Source organism: Pantoea sp. XY16 (genome assembly GCF_025153065.1).
Classification (GTDB): Bacteria; Pseudomonadota; Gammaproteobacteria; order Enterobacterales; family Enterobacteriaceae; genus Pantoea; species Pantoea alfalfae.
In genome coordinates this window covers 341,871-358,589 of record NZ_JANZNP010000005.1, presented here as the reverse complement: position 1 = coordinate 358,589, position 16,719 = coordinate 341,871, and the positions used below count along the sequence as shown (strand labels likewise).

Sequence of the window (16,719 nt, the reverse complement as noted above, 5' to 3'; positions counted from 1 at the left end):
GATGGCGGACGTTGATGACCGTTTATTTATTCACAGCACGCGACAGAAAGCAACGCGCAACAGCCTGCTCTACATGCTTAAAAATCAATAAGATAGTGTTATTTATTGGAAACCTGTATGAGATAACAGCGGATCAGCAATAATATTAATAATCCGCCACACGACATTACTTTCCCTACTGTCACTGAGGTGATATTGCGCTTTTATCCGGAGAGGGAACAAAGAAGTCTGCCAGTATTTCCGCTAATTTCTCGGGTTGTTCGTCGGGAATAAAATGGCCGCAGTTGAGAACAGTTTCACTGCTTACCTGATGCGCTACGGTGCGCAGCGGGGTGGCCATATCGGGTATCGATCCCTGGTCGGCACTGACAGCCAGCAGCGGTAAAGCCAGTTTGCCTGTTAACGCGCGCTGTCGATTCTGCTCTGCCGACTGTGCAAAAGCGCGGTAAAAAGCCAGTCCGGCCCGCAAGGCTCCGGGCTGCTGAAAAACGCGCAGATATTCACGACGGGCTGCCGCATCGATGCGATGTGGATTAGCTGACTTACGGTTAAAAAACCAGTCCAGGTAGATCGCCTCTCTGCCAGTGATCAGCGCTTCCGGTAAATCATCCACACAGTGAAATCCAAAATGCCAGGTTTTCCAGGCGCTATCACCCACCATTGGCAGTAAGTCAGGCAGTGTGATGCCGGGAATGCCGCCATCCAGCAGCGCGAGACGCCTGACCTTTTCGGGATGGCCTGCCGCAAGTGACCAGGCGACCCACGCCCCGATATCATGCCCGGCCAGATGAAAGCGTTCGATACCCAGCAGGTCCAGCAGCGCCAGTATGCGCTCTGCCACGCTGTCAGTGTCGTAACCACTGGCTGGAAAGTCAGAATCACCCTGCCCTGGCAGGTCGGGTGCGATCACGTGAAAGCGGCTGGCAAGCAAGGGAATAACCTCCCGCCAGGCATAACTGCTTTGCGGGAAACCCGCGAGCAAAACCACAGTCTCAGCGTGTTCACTGCCTGCGCTGAGGTAGTGCAGCCGCTGCGCGTCAATATTAATGAAGTGGTGCTGGTGGAGTGGATATACGTGCATAAAACCTCCGGAAAATAAGGAAACGATCACTTCCTTAATGAATAAAAAATTTAGTCGAGTAATTTCAGCGCCAGGGGGATGATGCTGACATCGGGCCGGGTCGCAGCAACTTTACCGGCTACCCGCATCCCCAGCACGATGCAAAGCATTAACGAAGCGGTGGCCTCTCTGTCCAGTGCGGGATTGATCGAACCATCCTGCTGACCCAGGCTGATTATCTGCTGCAGATTCTGCTGGTTGCGTATTAGCGCCGCGCTGACGGCTCCGGCAAGTTCCTCATCCAGAGTTTGCAGCTCCACGGCGCTGACAGCGACCAGACAGCCGCGCTCACCTTCGACATCGCGCACTGAATCCACATAAAAATTGAGTAGCGCCGCCAGTTTCTCACGGCCATTTTCACATTGCGCCAGCCGCGCGGCTAAACTGCTGTTACGCATTGAGAGATAGCGAGCAAAGACGCTTGCAAACAGCGTGCGCTTGTCGGTAAAAGCTTTATAGATGCTGCCGGTAGTGAGTTGCATTGCCTGGCCCAAATCGCCTATCGAGGCGGCGTGATAGCCCTTTTGCCGGAATACCAGCATTGCGCTGTCCAGTGCCGCATCGGTATCAAACGCCCGCGGTCGTCCCCGCTCTTTAAAACGGTTATCGTTCATCGCAAACACCATTAGAGAATGATCATTTCCTTTAAGATAGACTCATTTGTCCCGCAATGAAAATCTTTTTCCCAGCAGCTAAACAATGCATTATGACGCTGATACGCATTTCATAACCTTTCTCCAGACCCTCCCCCCTCTGACCTGACGCAAGGCACTGAAGCTTAAGCCTCATCTATACTGCAGCTTATCTTTGCTGAAGGAGCCCAATCATGGGAATGAGCTGGTTCACCCTCTGGCCGCCACTGGCACGCGTGCTGTTTATCCTCGCCTGTCTGACCATTATTCTCACCGGCCTTTATCTGGCAGCACCGCTGATCAATCAGGTTCTGCTGGCGATGTTACTGGCCATCATGCTTGATCCCCTGATTACCCGGCTGGAAAACAAACGCATACCGCGCATCGTCTCGTCACTACTGGTGATTATGCTGATGCTGTTGATCATGGTGGTCACTATCCTCAAGTTAACCGTGCTGACCCCCGATTTGATGCAGCTCAGCCGCCAGGCGCCCGTGCTGCTGGCGGCCCGGCTTGAACAGCTGACGCTGGCCTTTGCCCGCCTCGATATCGGTATGACGCCCGACCAGTTGCTGACCTTTGTGGATGCGGGGGCAATAGTGCGCATCGTCACTGCATTTCTGACGCAAATTCCCGGCGTCATCTCCTGGTGGATCATGGTGTTCCTGATGCTGCTGTTCATGCTCTATGAGATGCCGCTGCTGAAAGCGGCGCTTCAGCAGCGGGTCAGCGGAAAAAATCAGGCCTTTTATCTGGCGCTGCAGGAGGGAATTGAGAGCGTTATTGTTTATGCCAGGGTGAAAACATTGACCAGTATTCTTGGCGGGATCATCGTGGGTTTAGGTGCACACCTGATCGGACTGAAGTTTGCCTTTTTCTGGGGCGTGTTAATGTTTATTTTTAACTACGTGCCGGTGTTGGGTTCTTTCCTGGCCGCAATTCCGCCAGTGATCCAGAGCTACATCATGTTTGATTTACAGGTTGCGCTGGCGGTCTCAGGCTTCTTTATGGTGCTGAACCTCTGCCTGAGTTCGGTGATTGAACCTCTGCTGATTGGTAAACGACTCAATCTGGCGCTCACCACACAGCTGCTGGCGTTTCTCTTCTGGCAGGCATTACTGGGGATTACGGGCGGGATACTGGCTATTCCTCTGACCTATCTGATTAAGAAGGTCCTGCTGGCGAGCAATCCGCAGCAGGACCCGGAGTCAGAGTTAACTCAGTGACGCCGTCTTCACCCGCCATGCGCGGGTGAGGCGTTTCTCGATCTCAACCACAATGAAGATCGCGATGCTGACAATTAGCGAAATCAGCCAGTAGTTAATTGGCAGTGGGCGCGTACCAAACAGCGTATTCATTAATGGCACATAGATAATGATCGCCTGAAGAACAATCAGTACCAGCGTCACCAGCCAGATTCCGCGGTTTTTCAGCAGACCGCGATCCAGTGAGAAGCCATCAGAATTACGGCAGTTAAGCATGTAAGCCCATTGCGCGGTGACCAGCATCTGCAGGAGGACGGTGCGGATAAACTCAGCGCTGTAGCCGCGCGGTTGCAGCCAGGCCTCCAGCACAAAGGCACTGATGGAGATTAGCAGGCCGACAAACACCACGCGCCAGATAGCATAAGCATCCATTACATGCGCTTTCACATTACGCGGTGGCCGGCGCATCGCATTGGCTTCAGCAGGTTCAAACGCCAGACCAAACGACAGCGTGGCCGACGTCGCCATGTTCATCCACAGGATCTGTACCGGAGTCAACGGCAGCAGATTGCCCATCAGAATCGCGATAATAATCAGCAGGCCCTGTGCCAGGTTTGTTGGCATGATAAACAGAATGGTTTTCCTGAGGTTGTCGTAAACGCGACGTCCTTCTTTCACCGCCGCAGCGATAGTGGCGAAGTTATCGTCGGCCAGAATCATATCGGCCGCCTCTTTTGTCACCTCGGTGCCTTTGATGCCCATCGCAATGCCGACGTTGGCCTGTTTCAGCGCCGGTGCGTCATTCACACCGTCGCCGGTCATGCCGACGATCTCACCGCTCGCTTCCAGCGCTTTCACCAGACGCAGTTTATGTTCCGGGCTGGTTCGGGCGAAGATGTCATAGGTTTTTGCGGCGTCGGCCAGTTCGGCATCGCTCATGTGTTCAAGCTGGTAGCCGGTGATGGCGGCCTGACTGTTGCCAATACCCAGCATCTGACCAATCGCCATCGCGGTTTCCTGATGGTCGCCGGTGATCATTTTGACGCGAATACCCGCTTTCTGACACTCGTCGATGGCGGCAATCGCTTCCGGGCGTGGGGGATCCATCATGCAGGCAAGACCCAGCAGCACCATGTCACTTTTCAGATCGGCATGGTCCAGCGCGGTAACGGGTGCAGATGTTCGCTTCCAGGCGGCGGCTACGGTGCGCAGCCCTTCGCTGGCGTAAGTGGTGATGGCGGCATCCCAGTAAGCGCGATCAATCGGCTCGGCGCCCTCCGGTGTTTGCTGCTGCTGACACAGCGTCAGCAGTACATCTGGCGCACCGGTCAGCAGCACATAAGATTCGCCGCTGGCAACACAACTGACCGCCATATATTTATAGAGGGAATCGAACGGCAGCTTGCTCACCACCTCAACCGGCTGAGGTGTCGTCTGGCCCTTCGCCGCCAGCACCTTCAGCGCGCCTTCAGTCGGGCCGCCAACAATCGTCCAGTGACCCTGACTTTCCTGACGCAGCTGGCTTTCATTACAGGTGTCTACCGCATGCAGGAACTGCTGAAACAGCGGATCCTGGGCCGCAGAGAGTCCACTTGCGTCGCCCTGCTCAGCAACAATCTCCCCTTTGGGTTCATAGCTGTTTCCGCTGACGCGCCAGCGGCTCTTCGCCAGCACTACGGCTTTCACCGTCATCTCATTCATGGTGAGCGTGCCGGTTTTATCGGAACAGATCACGGACATCGCGCCCAGTGTTTCGACAGTCGGCAGCTTACGGATAATCGCTTTAGTGCGCGCCATCGACTGCACGCCCAGCGACAGGATGATGGAGATGATAGCGGGAAGACCTTCCGGCACGGCCGCAACCGCCAGGCTGATCACGGAAAGAGACAGCTCACCCAATGGAATGTCACGCAGCAGGTAACCGAAGATAAACAGAGCGACCATCATCAGCAGGATGATGAAAAAGATCGCTTTACCCAGTTTGTCGATCTGCACCAGCAGCGGGGTTTTAGCCTCTTTTATGCCGCTGATCATTTCGTTGATATGGCCCAGTTCCGTGTCACCCCCACTGGCGATGACCACACCTGAGGCGGTGCCGGAACTGACTGTGGTGCCGGAAAACGCCAGATTCAGACGGTCCCCCAGCGATTTTTCACCGCTCAGCGTGTCGATTTTCTTCGACACCACCGTTGATTCGCCGGTAAGTATCGCCTCTTCAACCCGCAGGTTATTAACTTCAAACAGTCTCAGGTCAGCCGGGATTTTGTCGCCGGGTCGTAACATCACCACGTCACCGACCACAATATCGCGTGTTGCGACGGTGACCTGTTTGCCGTCCCGCACCAGCATCGCTTCACTGGCGAGCATGTTCTGAATGCTTTTCAGCGATTTCTCGGCATTGCTCTCCTGAATAAAGCCGATTAGGGCATTGATAACGGCCACGCCGATAATGACAAAGGTATCAACCCAGTGGCCCATAAGCGCGGTGATCACCGCTGCGGCCAGCAGAATATAAATCAGCACATCTTTAAAATGGGCGATAAATTTGAGCAGCGCTGATTTATCCGCTTTTTGCGGCAGCGCGTTTGGCCCCTGTTTATGCAGACGTTCCTGTGCGTCAGCAGTCGATAATCCTGCTGGAGAGCTTTGCAGGTCAGAAAATATCTCGACTACACTACGCTGATACCAGGGGCGCTCAGATAAAGCTAACGCTTTATCCTGCTTATCATTATTTAGCATATATAAACCTCGTGCCATTTAGCGATGAATTAAAGGCGCAATTAAAAGACATGCATTTTGCGGGGAGCCGCTCCCGCCGGTAATGACCGATATCATATTTAGGTAAGAAACGTCTGATGAATAACATAAAATGGCTAAATTAAATCTAACCTATATTATGAGAATAACAACGTTGTTTTTGTTTAGGTAAGGTTTAAGTATGCTGATGCAGTGTGCTTCGGCTTGTACTCTGGCTCGCAAAAGGAAACTCTGATGAAAAAACAGAGCATTATCATGCTTTGCGGTTTCGTTATTCTCGCGGTCACCGCAACCACATTAGTCGGCTTACTGACCTGGCTGGTGGTCTCTCATATGGCAGCGTAACCCGATCCAGGCGAAGCGGCCCTGCCGTCTCGTTAAAATAAGATTACGAATATTAAAAAATATTTTTATCCCGGTGGCGATAAGCACCAGGCTAATGACGCCTTAACGCTTATTAAACCGCAGTGAAATAGCTGATGTTAAGGCGAATAAAATGATTAAACGCAAGGTTATTCCTGTTTTTCTCTGTTGCTTATTTATGACAGCGTGCGATGAAAAAAAAGAACCGGACGCGCCACCACCCCGCGTAATAAAAGTTTTTACCCTTGAGCCGGACATTGCGCAGAATATCCGGGTATTTCCTGCCCGTATTCAGGCTGGAGATAATACCGACCTGGCTTTCAAAAGGGCGGGCCAGCTGGTACAGCTCGACATCCGTGACGGAACGCCCGTGAAAGCGGGTCAAATTCTTGCCACCCTGAACGACACGGATGCGACACTACGGGTGCGCGATCGTCAGACCGCGCTACATCTGGCGGAGCGGCAATTTCAGCGCTTTAACACGCTGGCCCAGCGCAGCGCCGTTTCAAAATCGGAAATGGATGTGCAGCGTGCTAACCGTGATGCCGCCGCTACCGCACTGAAAATCGCGCAGGAAGAGTTACAGTTCCTGACCCTGCGCGCGCCGTTTGATGGGGTGATTGCCAGAGTACAGGCGCGTAATCATCAGGTCGTAGCCGCCGGACAGCCGATTGCGCTGCTGACCCGGGCCGATCTGCTCGATGTTATCTTCACGCTGCCTGAAACCCTCTTTACCAGCCTGGACATCCAGAATATTCACTATCAGCCGGAGGTGCAGTTTAACGCCCTGCCAGGCCGCTTTTTCAACGCGCAATATAAAGAGCACACCAGCCAGACCGACGCTGCCACGCTGACGTACCAGGTGGTGCTGACCATGCTGCGTCCCGATGATCTGCCTGGCGTTGCCGGCCTTAGCGGCTCAGTGCGCGTTAAGCTGCATAACCTGCCGAATGCCCCAGCGCAGCCGCGGCTGGTGGTACCGGCGGCTGCGGTGTTCAATCCCGATCGCAGCCCCACTAATCAGCCGCACGTCTGGCTGGTTGAGCAGGATGGCGAGGCTCTGCGCATTAAAGATCGCCCCGTCGAAGTAGGTCGTCTTACCGCGCAGGGCATTGAAATTATCAGCGGGCTGCAGCCGGGCGACCGCATTGTTGCTGCCGGTGTGGGTGAGCTGCGTGACGGTGAAGCGGTGCGCATCTGGCAGCGTGAGCGGGGGTTATAATGCGTATTCAGGAGCACTTTCTTGATAAACCCATTCGCATCTGGATGGTTATTCTGCTGCTGGGCGTGGGCGGCATTTATGCCCTGCTGAACATTGGCCGCCTTGAGGATCCGCTGTTTACCATCAAGTCGGCGGTGATTGTCACCCACTATCCTGGCGCGTCAGCCCAGCAGGTCGAAGAAGAGGTGACCCTGCCGCTGGAGAATGCGCTGCAGCGCCTGCCATCACTGGACAATGTCACGTCTATTTCAGGCAACGGCTTGTCGCAGATTACCGTCAATATCCACACCCGCTATCTTGCCGATCAGCTGCCGCAAATCTGGGATGAGCTACGTCGCCGCGTCGGCGATGCGGCCCGGCAGTTTCCTCCAGGCGTGCAGGCTCCACTGGTGAACGACGACTTCGGCGATGTGTATGGCTATTTCTTCGTTATCCACGGCAAAGACTTTACGAACAGCGAACTGCGTAACTATGCCGATCAGCTGCGGCGCGATCTCGTACTGGTGCCGGGCGTGGCGAAAGTCGCGGTAGCGGGCGTTGAGCAGGAGGAGGTCCGCATTGCCCTTTCCGCCAGCAAAATGACCGCCTATGGTATGACGCCGCAGCGCATCGCCGATCTGCTGAACCGGAATAACAGTGTTGCCAGTGCCGGCACGCTGCGGGTCGATAGCGAATCCATCCGTTTTCACCCTACCGGCGAGCTAAAGACACTCGACGACCTGGCGAATCTGCCCATTCTGCCTGCGGGCAGCCCGCAGAACGTGCATCTGCGCGATATCGCCACCCTGACACGTGGCGTGACCGATAACCCGGCCAATATCTACTTTGCCGATGGTGAAGCGGCACTGGCAATCGGCATTTCGTTTGCGCCTGGCGTCAACGTGATTGATGTTGGCGACGCGCTCTCCGCCCGGATAGCGCACTATCAGCAGGATACCCCCGCCGGGATCAGCCTGAAGGTGTTCTACAATCAGGCGCACGAGGTGAAACAGTCTGTTGATGGCTTTATCCTCAACTTTCTGATGGCGTTGGCAATTGTAGTGGGAACGCTGCTGCTGTTTATGGGCCTGCGCAGCGGCATGGTGATTGCCGCATCACTGGCACTTAACGTGCTCGGCACACTACTGATCATGTACCTGTTTAAACTGGAACTGCAGCGGGTATCGCTGGGCGCGCTGATTATTTCGCTCAGCATGCTGGTGGATAATGCCATCGTCGTCGTCGAAGGGGTGAAGATCGATCATCAGCGCGGACATCCTTTACAGCAGGCGATTTCCCGCATGGTACGCCGTACAGCCCTGCCCCTGCTGGGTGCCACGATTATCGCGATACTTGCCTTCGCACCGATTGGCCTGTCGCAGGACTCAACCGGCGAATATTGTAAATCGCTGTTCCAGGTGCTGCTGATTTCGCTGATGCTGAGCTGGGTAACCGCGCTGACACTGACCCCGGTATTTATTAACTGGAGCGAGAAACGTCGTGGCGCAGCGAAGCCCGCCAAAACTGACCTCTCCGATCCTTACCAGGGCATCGTTTTTCGGCTCTACCGCCAGGCGCTGGGCGGCCTTTTGCGTTTTCGCTTGATCACGCTGGCGACGATGGTCGCGCTGCTGGCACTGTCGCTGTATGGCTTTACTCTGGTGAAGCAGAACTTTTTCCCCTCATCCAGCACGCCGGTCTTTTTTACCGATCTCTGGCTGCCCTACGGCACCGATATTCACTACACCGCAGATACTGCGGGGGAAATAGCCCGGTTTATTAATCAGGATCCGGCTGTTACGGCAACGGTGACCACAGTGGGTCAGGGTGCACTGCGTTTTACCCTGACGTATGACGCGGCGCGCCAGTACAGCAACTTCGCACAGATTATGGTGCGGGTTAAGGATGCCCGGCAGCTGGATGCACTGGCGCTGAAGACCGAGCATTATATTCAGCAGAACTTCCCGCAGGTGAATCAGCGCATCAAGCGCATTCAGTTTGGCAGCGCCAGTGACAGCGCGATTGCCCTGAGAGTAACCGGCCCGGATCCGGAAGTGCTGCGTCACATCGGCAGCCAGCTGGATGCGATTTTTCTGGCGGATGGATCGACGTTCCCGGTGCGTAATGACTGGCAGGAGCGCAGCAAAGTGATCCGCCCGGTCTATTCGGCACTGCGTGGTCAGGAGCTGGGCATTGATAAGCGCGATATCGATCAGGCGCTGAGAATGAATTTCAGCGGCGATGCCGTGGGCATTTTCCGGGACGGATCGCGGCTGATGCCGGTGATGCTCTATCCGGCTGATGAAGAGCGGCAGAGTGTTGATCACATCGAAAACATTCAGCTCTGGAGCGCTGCCCTGCAGCACTTTGTGCCGCTGAGCAATGTGATTTCTGACTTCCGGCTGGAGTGGGAAAACCCGCTGATTATGCGTCGTGACCGTACGCGCGTGCTGACGGTGCAGACGGATCCCGATCCCGCCTCAGGCTTAACGTCCGCGCAGGTAGTGGCACGGGTTCAGCCGCAGATCGATCAGCTTAAACTCCCGGCGGGCTATCGACTGGATTGGGGTGGCGAACTTGAGAGCTCACGAGAAGCACAAAGTGGTCTGCTGAGTTCGCTGCCGGTAGGCTTTCTGGCCATGTTCATCATTACCGTGCTGATGTTCAACTCGCTGCGTGACGCCGTCGCAATCTGGATCACCGTGCCGCTGGCGATGATTGGTGTGACCTGTGGCTTTTTGATCACCGGTATTCCCTTTGGCTTTATGGCGCTGATCGGGCTGCTCAGCCTGTCAGGGATGTTGCTCCGCAACGGGATCGTGCTGATTGAGGAGATCCGGCTGTTCCGGCAGGAGAAGCCGTTGCAGCTCGCGATTATTGATGCGGCGACGTCGCGCCTCCGCCCTATCCTGCTGACGGCCTTTACTACCGTACTGGGCCTGCTGCCGCTGTTGCGCGACGTTTTCTTCCAGAGCATGGCGGTGGTGATTATTTTTGGTCTGGGATTTGCAACGGTGCTGACCCTGCTGGTGCTGCCGGTGATCTATCGCTGCTTCCACGGACGGGAGGCGCACGGTGAATAAGACCGGGCTGGCAATGCTGAAGACGCTGGCCTGCATCACCGCCGTGTCGTTTTTCACGCTGTATCAGAGTTACGACAGCTACCATTACGACGTTAATCTGACGCTGAATGTGCTGAGTTTTATCTCGACCATTGCTACGCCGCTCTATTTTCTGCTGAGCGGCTATCTCGACGCGGGCGAGCTGCACACACCCGCATGGCAGCTTGGCAAAATTCGCCGCATTATGCTGATTTTTATCTTCTGGTTCAGCTTTTTCTGGTTTGCCGGGATGCACCACAAAGGCTACCTGATCCAGCCGTGGTTTGTGATTGCACTGATTGTCATTTACATCTCGCATCCGCTAATCGACTGGCTGATTCAGCGGCCTGGCGCAATGGCAGCAGGGATTTTATTGTTGCTGGTGCTGGCCTTTGCTTATGACCTGCTCGCCAGCCTCTATCCGGACCAGCGGGCCTTTTCGCTGCTGCCACAGTACCGAATCTGGACCTGGGTACTTTATTACCTTACGGGCCGACTGATGGCTGCGCCACGGGTGATGCAGTTACTGACATCACCCAGAGTCATAAAGGTGAGCCTTCTACTGCTGCCCGCGGTGTATCTCTTTACCTGGCTGTATGAGCGCTATTACTTTATCGCGCGCTTTCTGGCGACCCACAATGATGTGGTGCTGACCGGCTCACAGGTTTATCTGCTGGTGGTGCTGATCGTGATCAGCATTAACGCTATCCGGCTGCCGGATAAAGCCCAATGGCTGACCTCATTTCTGACCACACTCGGCAAGACCATGACCGGTGTTTATATCCTGCATTACCTGATTTTTGGTGTGCTGGCAGCCGCTATCCGCATTCAGACTCTGGGCGATAAACTGCTGGTCATCGCCCTGACGCTGATCATCTCGATGGCGCTGTCACTTCTGCTGTTGCGCATCCCCGGCGTCCGTAAGCTGATCAGCCTGTAGTCGCCGCGCGGCCCGCTCAGTTGCTGCACGGCGCGTAGCAATGAACTCAGCCATTTTCGCCCGTGCCTGCGCCACCTCCGCGGGCGGCGCGGTCTGCGGCGAGCCGGAGGAAAACGGTGGTTCGGGGTCATATTCCATCTGCAGCTGAACGGCTCTGGCGACGGCGTCTCCTGCGATTTCCGCCACCAGCGTCAGGGCAAAATCGATGCCGGAGGTGACGCCTGCGCCGCTGATACGGTTGCGGTCACGCACCACCCGCTGATTCACTGGCTCCGCGCCCAGCAAAGCTAGTTGATCGATGGAACTCCAGTGTGAGGTCGCTCGGTATCCTTTCAGCAATCCGGCAGCGCCCAGCACCAGCGAACCGGTACAGACCGAAGTGACCCATTGCGCCTGGTCAGCCTGCCGTCGCAGAAAATTCAGCGTTTCATCATCCGACATCAGGGCAATCTGTCCTGGCCCGCCCGGTACGCAGATCACATCCAGTAATGGACAATCGTCAAAGGTGGTAGTCGGTAATATCGACAGGCCGCGATCGGAGCGTACCGGCTGACGATTTTTCCAGATCAGATGGCACTCCACGCCGGGCGTGCGTGCAAATACCTCCCACGGGCCGGTTAAATCGAGCTGGGTAACATCAGGGAAAAGTAACAGACCAATCTGTAGCGGACGATTCATGCGTAAACTCCGGCGGGTGATGAGTGACCATCATGCCGTGATGCCCGGTCAGATAGCAATCCTGGGCGCTGGAGGCGCTTTACAGTGATGTCCGGGGAAGTCGTGTAAAGCAGCATCAGGCCACGCCGAGAAAACGCAACAGCGCGGTCATCGCTGCCGCCCCCAGAATAATGACAATCAGTGGAGCCCGACGCCAGGCCAGCAACAGGGCAAACCCCACGCCCGCCACCCGTGCCACACCGGCAAAATGCTGGCCTTCAAACAGCGTGGTGGTCGCCGCGACGGCCAGCAGTAACACCGTGGCAGCGTCGGAGAGCATCTGCTGAGTGCGCTCGCTGATAGGCAGACGATTTCCCAGCCTGACACCGGCAAAGCGCATCAGATACGTTCCGGCGGCCAGCATGGCGATGCCGGCAATGATCATTCCCTGATGCGTCATTTGCGCGATCTCCATGTCAGCAGGCCCAGCAGCGAGAACAGTACTGGCATGCCCGCCGGAACCAGCGGCGTCGCCAGTAAGGAGAGCAGCGCGCCGACGGTGGCGGGGATTCTGGTTCGGCGCTGGCGCAGCGCCGGGAAGATCAGAGCAATCAGGATCGCCGGAAACACCGCATCCAGCCCAATCATTGAGACATCAGGAATAAACTGACCAATCGCCGCCCCGATCATAACACTCACCGGCCAGATTAAGCCGATACCGATGCCGCACAGCCAGTACGCGCTGCGACGCTGGGCAAGCTGTGGTTGTGAGATACCAAACACCACGCTTTCATCATTCATAATGTGACAGCCAAACCAGCCCAGGGAACCCTTTCCCACCAGATCTTTGACCGCAATGCCAAAAGGGAGATGACGTGCATTCACCAGCAGGCCCGCAGCGGCCGCGGTAAAGGGACTGCCGCCGCCAGCCACGATGCCGATAAACAGAAACTCAGACGCACCTGCCAGCACCAGCGTTGACAGCGCCAGCGGTACCCAGAGCGGAAACCCGTCGGCGGAGGCCAGCGAGCCATAGGATAAACCGACAATTCCATCAGCCAGGCAGACCAGAAAAATCGCTTTGATCACCCCTTTGTCCAGCAACTGCATTTGCGGAAAAAGCATTTCTCTGTCTCATAATGAACATATAATCCGATATAATGAACACTGCAGCGTCGCTTTACAAGCCGAACAATTCGTTCGTTATAAAAAACTTTTCGTTTATCAGGAGTGCGTTTGAATACCCCTATCAGCATCATTGCCAATGCCTTAGTGCGTGAACGTCAGCGAGCCGGCCTGTCACTGGCCGAAGTCGCGCGCCGCGCCGGTATCGCCAAATCAACGCTCTCACAGCTGGAGGCGGGTAATGGCAATCCGGGCATTGAGACGCTGTGGTCACTGTGCGTAACGCTGAATATTCCGTTTTCACGGCTGCTGGAGCCGGATGCGCGTCGTCTGCAGGTGATCCGCCGTGGAGAGGGCCTGACAGTAACCGCCGATCTGGCAGACTATCAGGCGGTTCTGCTGGCATCCTGCCCGCCTGGCGTCCGGCGTGATATCTATCTGCTGGAGGTTCAGCCTGGCAGTGAGCGCATATCGCAGCCCCATATTCCCAATACTATAGAGCATATTATTATTGCTAAAGGTCGGGCGCTGGTGGGGCCGGTGGACAGCGCCGTAGAGCTGGATGTGGGTGATTACATTACCTATCCGGGCGACGAGCTGCATATCTTTCGGGCGCTGGAAGCCGATACGATGGCGCTGCTGGTGATTGAGCACAGCTGATCACTATTCAGGGAGCTTCTGCAGGGTTTCTGCGGGCGTGAGGTGAGTGATTAGCTGCACCTCACTGCTCAGCCTGATCTCCGGATAGTGCTCGCGCATCCCTTCCAGCAGCACCTCATCAGGCCATTCCTCCTGTTTTCCCAGCATTGCGGCGACTTCGCTTAAGCGCAGCGTGTCGACCTGCGTCACCGACACGATTACCGCGTCATTTTCATCCTGCTGATTCACCAGTCTCAGCGGGCCAATGGTGATATGGCCCTCCTGCCAGCGAATCGTCGAGGTTTTCTCTCCGCACCTGACGGCTGGCATCAGACGCGGGACAAGCGTGAGTTGTTGCATTTCCGCTCCTTTTAAACGCTCTTTGATACCCGAAACAAAAGCACAAATCCGGGTTGAAAACAAATCCATAAATGTTATGTTATAACATATCTTTAATTGCATTCTTACAGGTAGCACCATGACACTCTCTGCTCTGACATCAGACGATCCCCGTCTGCCGGTTGCCGTTCTCTCTGGCTTTCTCGGTGCCGGTAAAACTACCCTGCTTAATCATATTCTGAACAACCGCGAAGGACGTCGCATCGCGGTGATCGTCAATGATATGTCTGAAATTAATATTGATGCTGCGCTGGTGCGCGATGGCGGTGCGCAGCTCTCCCGCACCGACGAAAAGCTGGTCGAAATGAGTAACGGCTGTATCTGCTGCACGTTGCGAGAAGATCTGCTACTGGAGGTAAAACGTCTGGCTCAGGCCGGACGTTTCGATCACCTGGTGATTGAGTCTACCGGTATTTCTGAACCGCTGCCGGTCGCCGAAACCTTTACGTTTGAAGATGAAGCGGGTGAAAGTCTTTCAGCCTATGCCCGGCTGGATAGCATGATTACCGTGGTGGATGGCTTTAACTTCCTGCGCGATTACCGTTCAGTCGATGATCTTCAGTCGCGCGGTGAGTCGCTGGGCGAGCAGGATGAGCGATCCGTGGTTGATCTGCTGGTGGATCAGATTGAGTTTTGTGATTTGCTGGTGCTGAACAAAACGGACCTGCTCAGCCCGGCGCAGCTGCACCAGTTGAAGGGCATGCTGCAGGCGCTTAATCCGCATGCGCTTATTGTGAACAGTGAGTTTGGGCAGGTTCCGCTGGACTGCCTGCTGAATACCGGCCGGTTTGATTTTGACCGGGCAGCGCAGGCACCCGGCTGGCTGCAGACCCTGCGCGGTGAGCATCAACCGGAATCGGAGGAGTATGGCATTCGTAACTTTGTCTATCGCGCCCGTCGTCCGTTCCATCCGCAGCGTTTCTGGCATGCAGTAAACCACCAGCTTGATGGCGTTATCCGCTCTAAAGGCTACTTCTGGCTGGCCAGTCGGCCGGAATATGCCGCGATGTGGTCGCAGGCGGGCGCAGTGGCACGTCAGGGTTATGCCGGGCGCTGGTGGGTCAGCGTGCCGCGAACTGAATGGCCACAGGATGCGGATTCGCTCAACTTTATCGCTGAACAGTGGCAGGAAGGTACCGGCGACGCGCGCCAGGAGCTGGTCTTTATCGGCATTGAGATGGACGAGAAGAGCGTCCGTGCCGCGCTGGATCATGCGTTGCTGACACCACAGGAGATGGCTGCGGGGCCTGAACAGTGGATCACTCTGGCCGATCCGGTGCCCGCGTGGTTCGATGAAACCACCGCCTGACGTAGCGGTTGACGTACTTCTTTGACTTCGCAATAGTAAGCGAACCGGCGGGTAGCAGTTTTTCACTAATCCCTGTTCAGGAGAGACCAGATATGCCACAACGTATTGCTGTAATCGGTGCAGGCGTGCTGGGTTTAGCCGTCGCGCAGTCATTGTCGCGACGGGGCGCACAGGTCACCGTCTTCGATAAAAACTATCCTGGCAACGGAACCAGTCAGATCAGCTACGCCTGGGTCAATGCCAACGGCAAAGAACCCACCAGCTACCATGATCTTAATGCCCATGCGATAGACGAGCATAAGCGCTGGCAGGCCAGTCATCCTGCATCGCCCCGATGGCTGCTGGAAACCGGCACGCTGGAGTGGGCAGCCGATGAATTATCCCTGCGTCAGCTGGCGCAGCGCGCAGCAAAGCTTACGACGCTCGATTATCCCGTAGAGAAACGTAGCCGCGCCGCACTACTGGGAGCAATGCCTGAGTTGCGGCTCGATCCCCGCGTTCAGCACGCCTGGTCTTTCCCTTCGGAGTGCCTGCTCTATCCCAGCCTGTTTATCGCCTCTCTGCTGGCTGATCTGCGTACCAGTGGCGGGCAGCTGGTCTGCAATAATGAAGTGACGACGCTGACTGAATCGGCGCAGGATGTCCATCTTACGCTGGCCAGTGGGGATGAATGGCGCGGCGATCAGTTGGTGCTGGCAACCGGCCGTTGGGCGCCGGAACTGATAAGTCAGTGCGGGCTTGAACTGGCGATGACCGATGCGAACCGCGCCGATCCTGTTGCCTGCAGTTTTCTGGCGCAGACGCAGCCTTTGCCGATCCCACTTAGATGCAATCTGATTACCCCGGAACTGAATGTGCGGCCGGATGGAGGTGGTCGCCTGATGCTGCAGGCGCTGGATCTGGATCAGCACGCCGATCCTGCGCGGCCGGTCTCGCCGGATGGACTGATTGGCAAAGAGATGCTGCGTCGGTTGCGGCGGCTGTTTAAAAACACCGAAGGCGCGAGAATTGAGCGGATTGAAACAGGACAGCGATCGCGCCCGGCAGATGGATTGCCCGCACTGGGCTACATCAGTGAGTCAGCACGCGTTTATCTGATGGTCAGTCATAGTGGCATGACCCTTGCCCCCTTACTGGGCAGACTGGTGGCTGAGGAGATGCTGAGCGGTACACCTTCACCGATGCTGAGTGGGTTTGCCCCGCATCGGTTGCTGCGCCCGCTCAGTGAGGTCGCTAAAACGGCGCCTGCCTATCTTCCGGCAGCGCAGTAA

Annotated in this window: 14 protein-coding genes; 7 read left to right on the top strand and 7 right to left on the bottom strand. The window is 55.9% G+C overall.

The annotated features are described in order from the left end of the window. Positions 1-181: 181 nt before the first annotated feature. Both N1689_RS09450 and N1689_RS09445 read right to left on the bottom strand, forming a co-directional pair. Positions 182-1,081 carry an alpha/beta fold hydrolase gene (locus N1689_RS09450; RefSeq protein WP_260058686.1) on the bottom strand — a complete coding sequence of 300 codons (900 nt, stop codon included), beginning with the start codon at positions 1,079-1,081 and terminating at the stop codon, positions 182-184. A 50-nt stretch (positions 1,082-1,131) separates the two neighbouring features. Next, on the bottom strand, positions 1,132-1,746 hold the full coding sequence (locus N1689_RS09445; protein ID WP_260058685.1) for a TetR/AcrR family transcriptional regulator: 615 nt from the start codon (positions 1,744-1,746) through the stop codon (positions 1,132-1,134). Positions 1,747-1,946: 200 nt separating this feature from the next. On the opposite strand from N1689_RS09445, the gene N1689_RS09440 reads away from it, so the two are divergent. Continuing rightward, complete coding sequence (locus N1689_RS09440; RefSeq protein ID WP_260058684.1) at positions 1,947-2,978, top strand: AI-2E family transporter; 1,032 nt, start codon at positions 1,947-1,949, stop codon at positions 2,976-2,978. On the opposite strand, the gene N1689_RS09435 is transcribed toward N1689_RS09440, so the two are convergent. After that, positions 2,967-5,696 (bottom strand): cation-transporting P-type ATPase, encoded by a 2,730-nt coding sequence (locus N1689_RS09435; RefSeq protein ID WP_161736390.1) that lies wholly within the window; start codon positions 5,694-5,696, stop codon positions 2,967-2,969. The genes N1689_RS09440 and N1689_RS09435 overlap by 12 nt on opposite strands. 514 nt (positions 5,697-6,210) lie before the next feature. Here N1689_RS09435 and N1689_RS09430 point away from each other — a divergent pair. From N1689_RS09430 to N1689_RS09420, 3 genes are read left to right on the top strand one after another with little or no spacing between them, the layout of a single operon-like run. Then, complete coding sequence (locus tag N1689_RS09430) at positions 6,211-7,299, top strand: efflux RND transporter periplasmic adaptor subunit (RefSeq protein ID WP_260058683.1); 1,089 nt, start codon at positions 6,211-6,213, stop codon at positions 7,297-7,299. After that, complete coding sequence (locus N1689_RS09425) at positions 7,299-10,361, top strand: efflux RND transporter permease subunit (protein ID WP_260058682.1); 3,063 nt, start codon at positions 7,299-7,301, stop codon at positions 10,359-10,361. The genes N1689_RS09430 and N1689_RS09425 overlap by 1 nt, the downstream gene beginning before the upstream one ends. After that, complete coding sequence (locus N1689_RS09420) at positions 10,354-11,319, top strand: acyltransferase family protein (protein ID WP_260058681.1); 966 nt, start codon at positions 10,354-10,356, stop codon at positions 11,317-11,319. The genes N1689_RS09425 and N1689_RS09420 overlap by 8 nt, the downstream gene beginning before the upstream one ends. Here the strand turns inward: N1689_RS09420 and N1689_RS09415 are convergent. From N1689_RS09415 to N1689_RS09405, 3 genes are all read right to left on the bottom strand, one after another. Further along, a complete protein-coding gene (locus N1689_RS09415; RefSeq protein WP_222925514.1) occupies positions 11,269-11,997 on the bottom strand; it encodes a DJ-1/PfpI family protein in 729 nt (242 codons plus the stop codon). The two genes, N1689_RS09420 and N1689_RS09415, sit on opposite strands and share 51 nt — an antisense overlap. Positions 11,998-12,112: 115 nt before the next feature. After that, positions 12,113-12,436 (bottom strand): AzlD domain-containing protein, encoded by a 324-nt coding sequence (locus N1689_RS09410; RefSeq protein WP_033784885.1) that lies wholly within the window; start codon positions 12,434-12,436, stop codon positions 12,113-12,115. Beyond that, positions 12,433-13,101, bottom strand: coding sequence for an AzlC family ABC transporter permease (locus N1689_RS09405; RefSeq protein WP_260058680.1), 669 nt, complete (start codon positions 13,099-13,101; stop codon positions 12,433-12,435). Before N1689_RS09405 ends, N1689_RS09410 begins: the two co-directional genes overlap by 4 nt. Positions 13,102-13,212: 111 nt before the next feature. Here N1689_RS09405 and N1689_RS09400 point away from each other — a divergent pair, with 111 nt between their 5' ends. Beyond that, on the top strand, positions 13,213-13,761 hold the full coding sequence (locus N1689_RS09400) for a helix-turn-helix domain-containing protein (protein ID WP_010246810.1): 549 nt from the start codon (positions 13,213-13,215) through the stop codon (positions 13,759-13,761). 3 nt (positions 13,762-13,764) lie between these two features. Here the strand turns inward: N1689_RS09400 and N1689_RS09395 are convergent, their stop codons facing one another. Further along, on the bottom strand, positions 13,765-14,100 hold the full coding sequence (locus N1689_RS09395) for an ASCH domain-containing protein (protein WP_260058679.1): 336 nt from the start codon (positions 14,098-14,100) through the stop codon (positions 13,765-13,767). A gap of 118 nt (positions 14,101-14,218) precedes the next feature. Between N1689_RS09395 and zigA the strand changes: the two genes are divergently transcribed. Further along, on the top strand, positions 14,219-15,448 hold the full coding sequence (zigA, locus tag N1689_RS09390) for a zinc metallochaperone GTPase ZigA (RefSeq protein WP_161736383.1): 1,230 nt from the start codon (positions 14,219-14,221) through the stop codon (positions 15,446-15,448). Positions 15,449-15,540: 92 nt separating this feature from the next. Continuing rightward, complete coding sequence (locus N1689_RS09385) at positions 15,541-16,719, top strand: FAD-binding oxidoreductase (protein WP_161736382.1); 1,179 nt, start codon at positions 15,541-15,543, stop codon at positions 16,717-16,719.

Bases quoted from the DNA above. Each gene is read 5' to 3' on its own strand.
- N1689_RS09450 (WP_260058686.1), bottom strand. From the start codon at position 1,081: ATGCACGTATATCCACTCCACCAGCACCACTTCATTAATATTGACGCG.
- N1689_RS09445 (WP_260058685.1), bottom strand. From the start codon at position 1,746: ATGGTGTTTGCGATGAACGATAACCGTTTTAAAGAGCGGGGACGACCG.
- N1689_RS09440 (WP_260058684.1), top strand. From the start codon at position 1,947: ATGGGAATGAGCTGGTTCACCCTCTGGCCGCCACTGGCACGCGTGCTG.
- N1689_RS09435 (WP_161736390.1), bottom strand. From the start codon at position 5,696: ATGCTAAATAATGATAAGCAGGATAAAGCGTTAGCTTTATCTGAGCGC.
- N1689_RS09430 (WP_260058683.1), top strand. From the start codon at position 6,211: ATGATTAAACGCAAGGTTATTCCTGTTTTTCTCTGTTGCTTATTTATG.
- N1689_RS09425 (WP_260058682.1), top strand. From the start codon at position 7,299: ATGCGTATTCAGGAGCACTTTCTTGATAAACCCATTCGCATCTGGATG.
- N1689_RS09415 (WP_222925514.1), bottom strand. From the start codon at position 11,997: ATGAATCGTCCGCTACAGATTGGTCTGTTACTTTTCCCTGATGTTACC.
- N1689_RS09410 (WP_033784885.1), bottom strand. From the start codon at position 12,436: ATGACGCATCAGGGAATGATCATTGCCGGCATCGCCATGCTGGCCGCC.
- N1689_RS09405 (WP_260058680.1), bottom strand. From the start codon at position 13,101: ATGCTTTTTCCGCAAATGCAGTTGCTGGACAAAGGGGTGATCAAAGCG.
- N1689_RS09395 (WP_260058679.1), bottom strand. From the start codon at position 14,100: ATGCAACAACTCACGCTTGTCCCGCGTCTGATGCCAGCCGTCAGGTGC.
- zigA (WP_161736383.1), top strand. From the start codon at position 14,219: ATGACACTCTCTGCTCTGACATCAGACGATCCCCGTCTGCCGGTTGCC.
- N1689_RS09385 (WP_161736382.1), top strand. From the start codon at position 15,541: ATGCCACAACGTATTGCTGTAATCGGTGCAGGCGTGCTGGGTTTAGCC.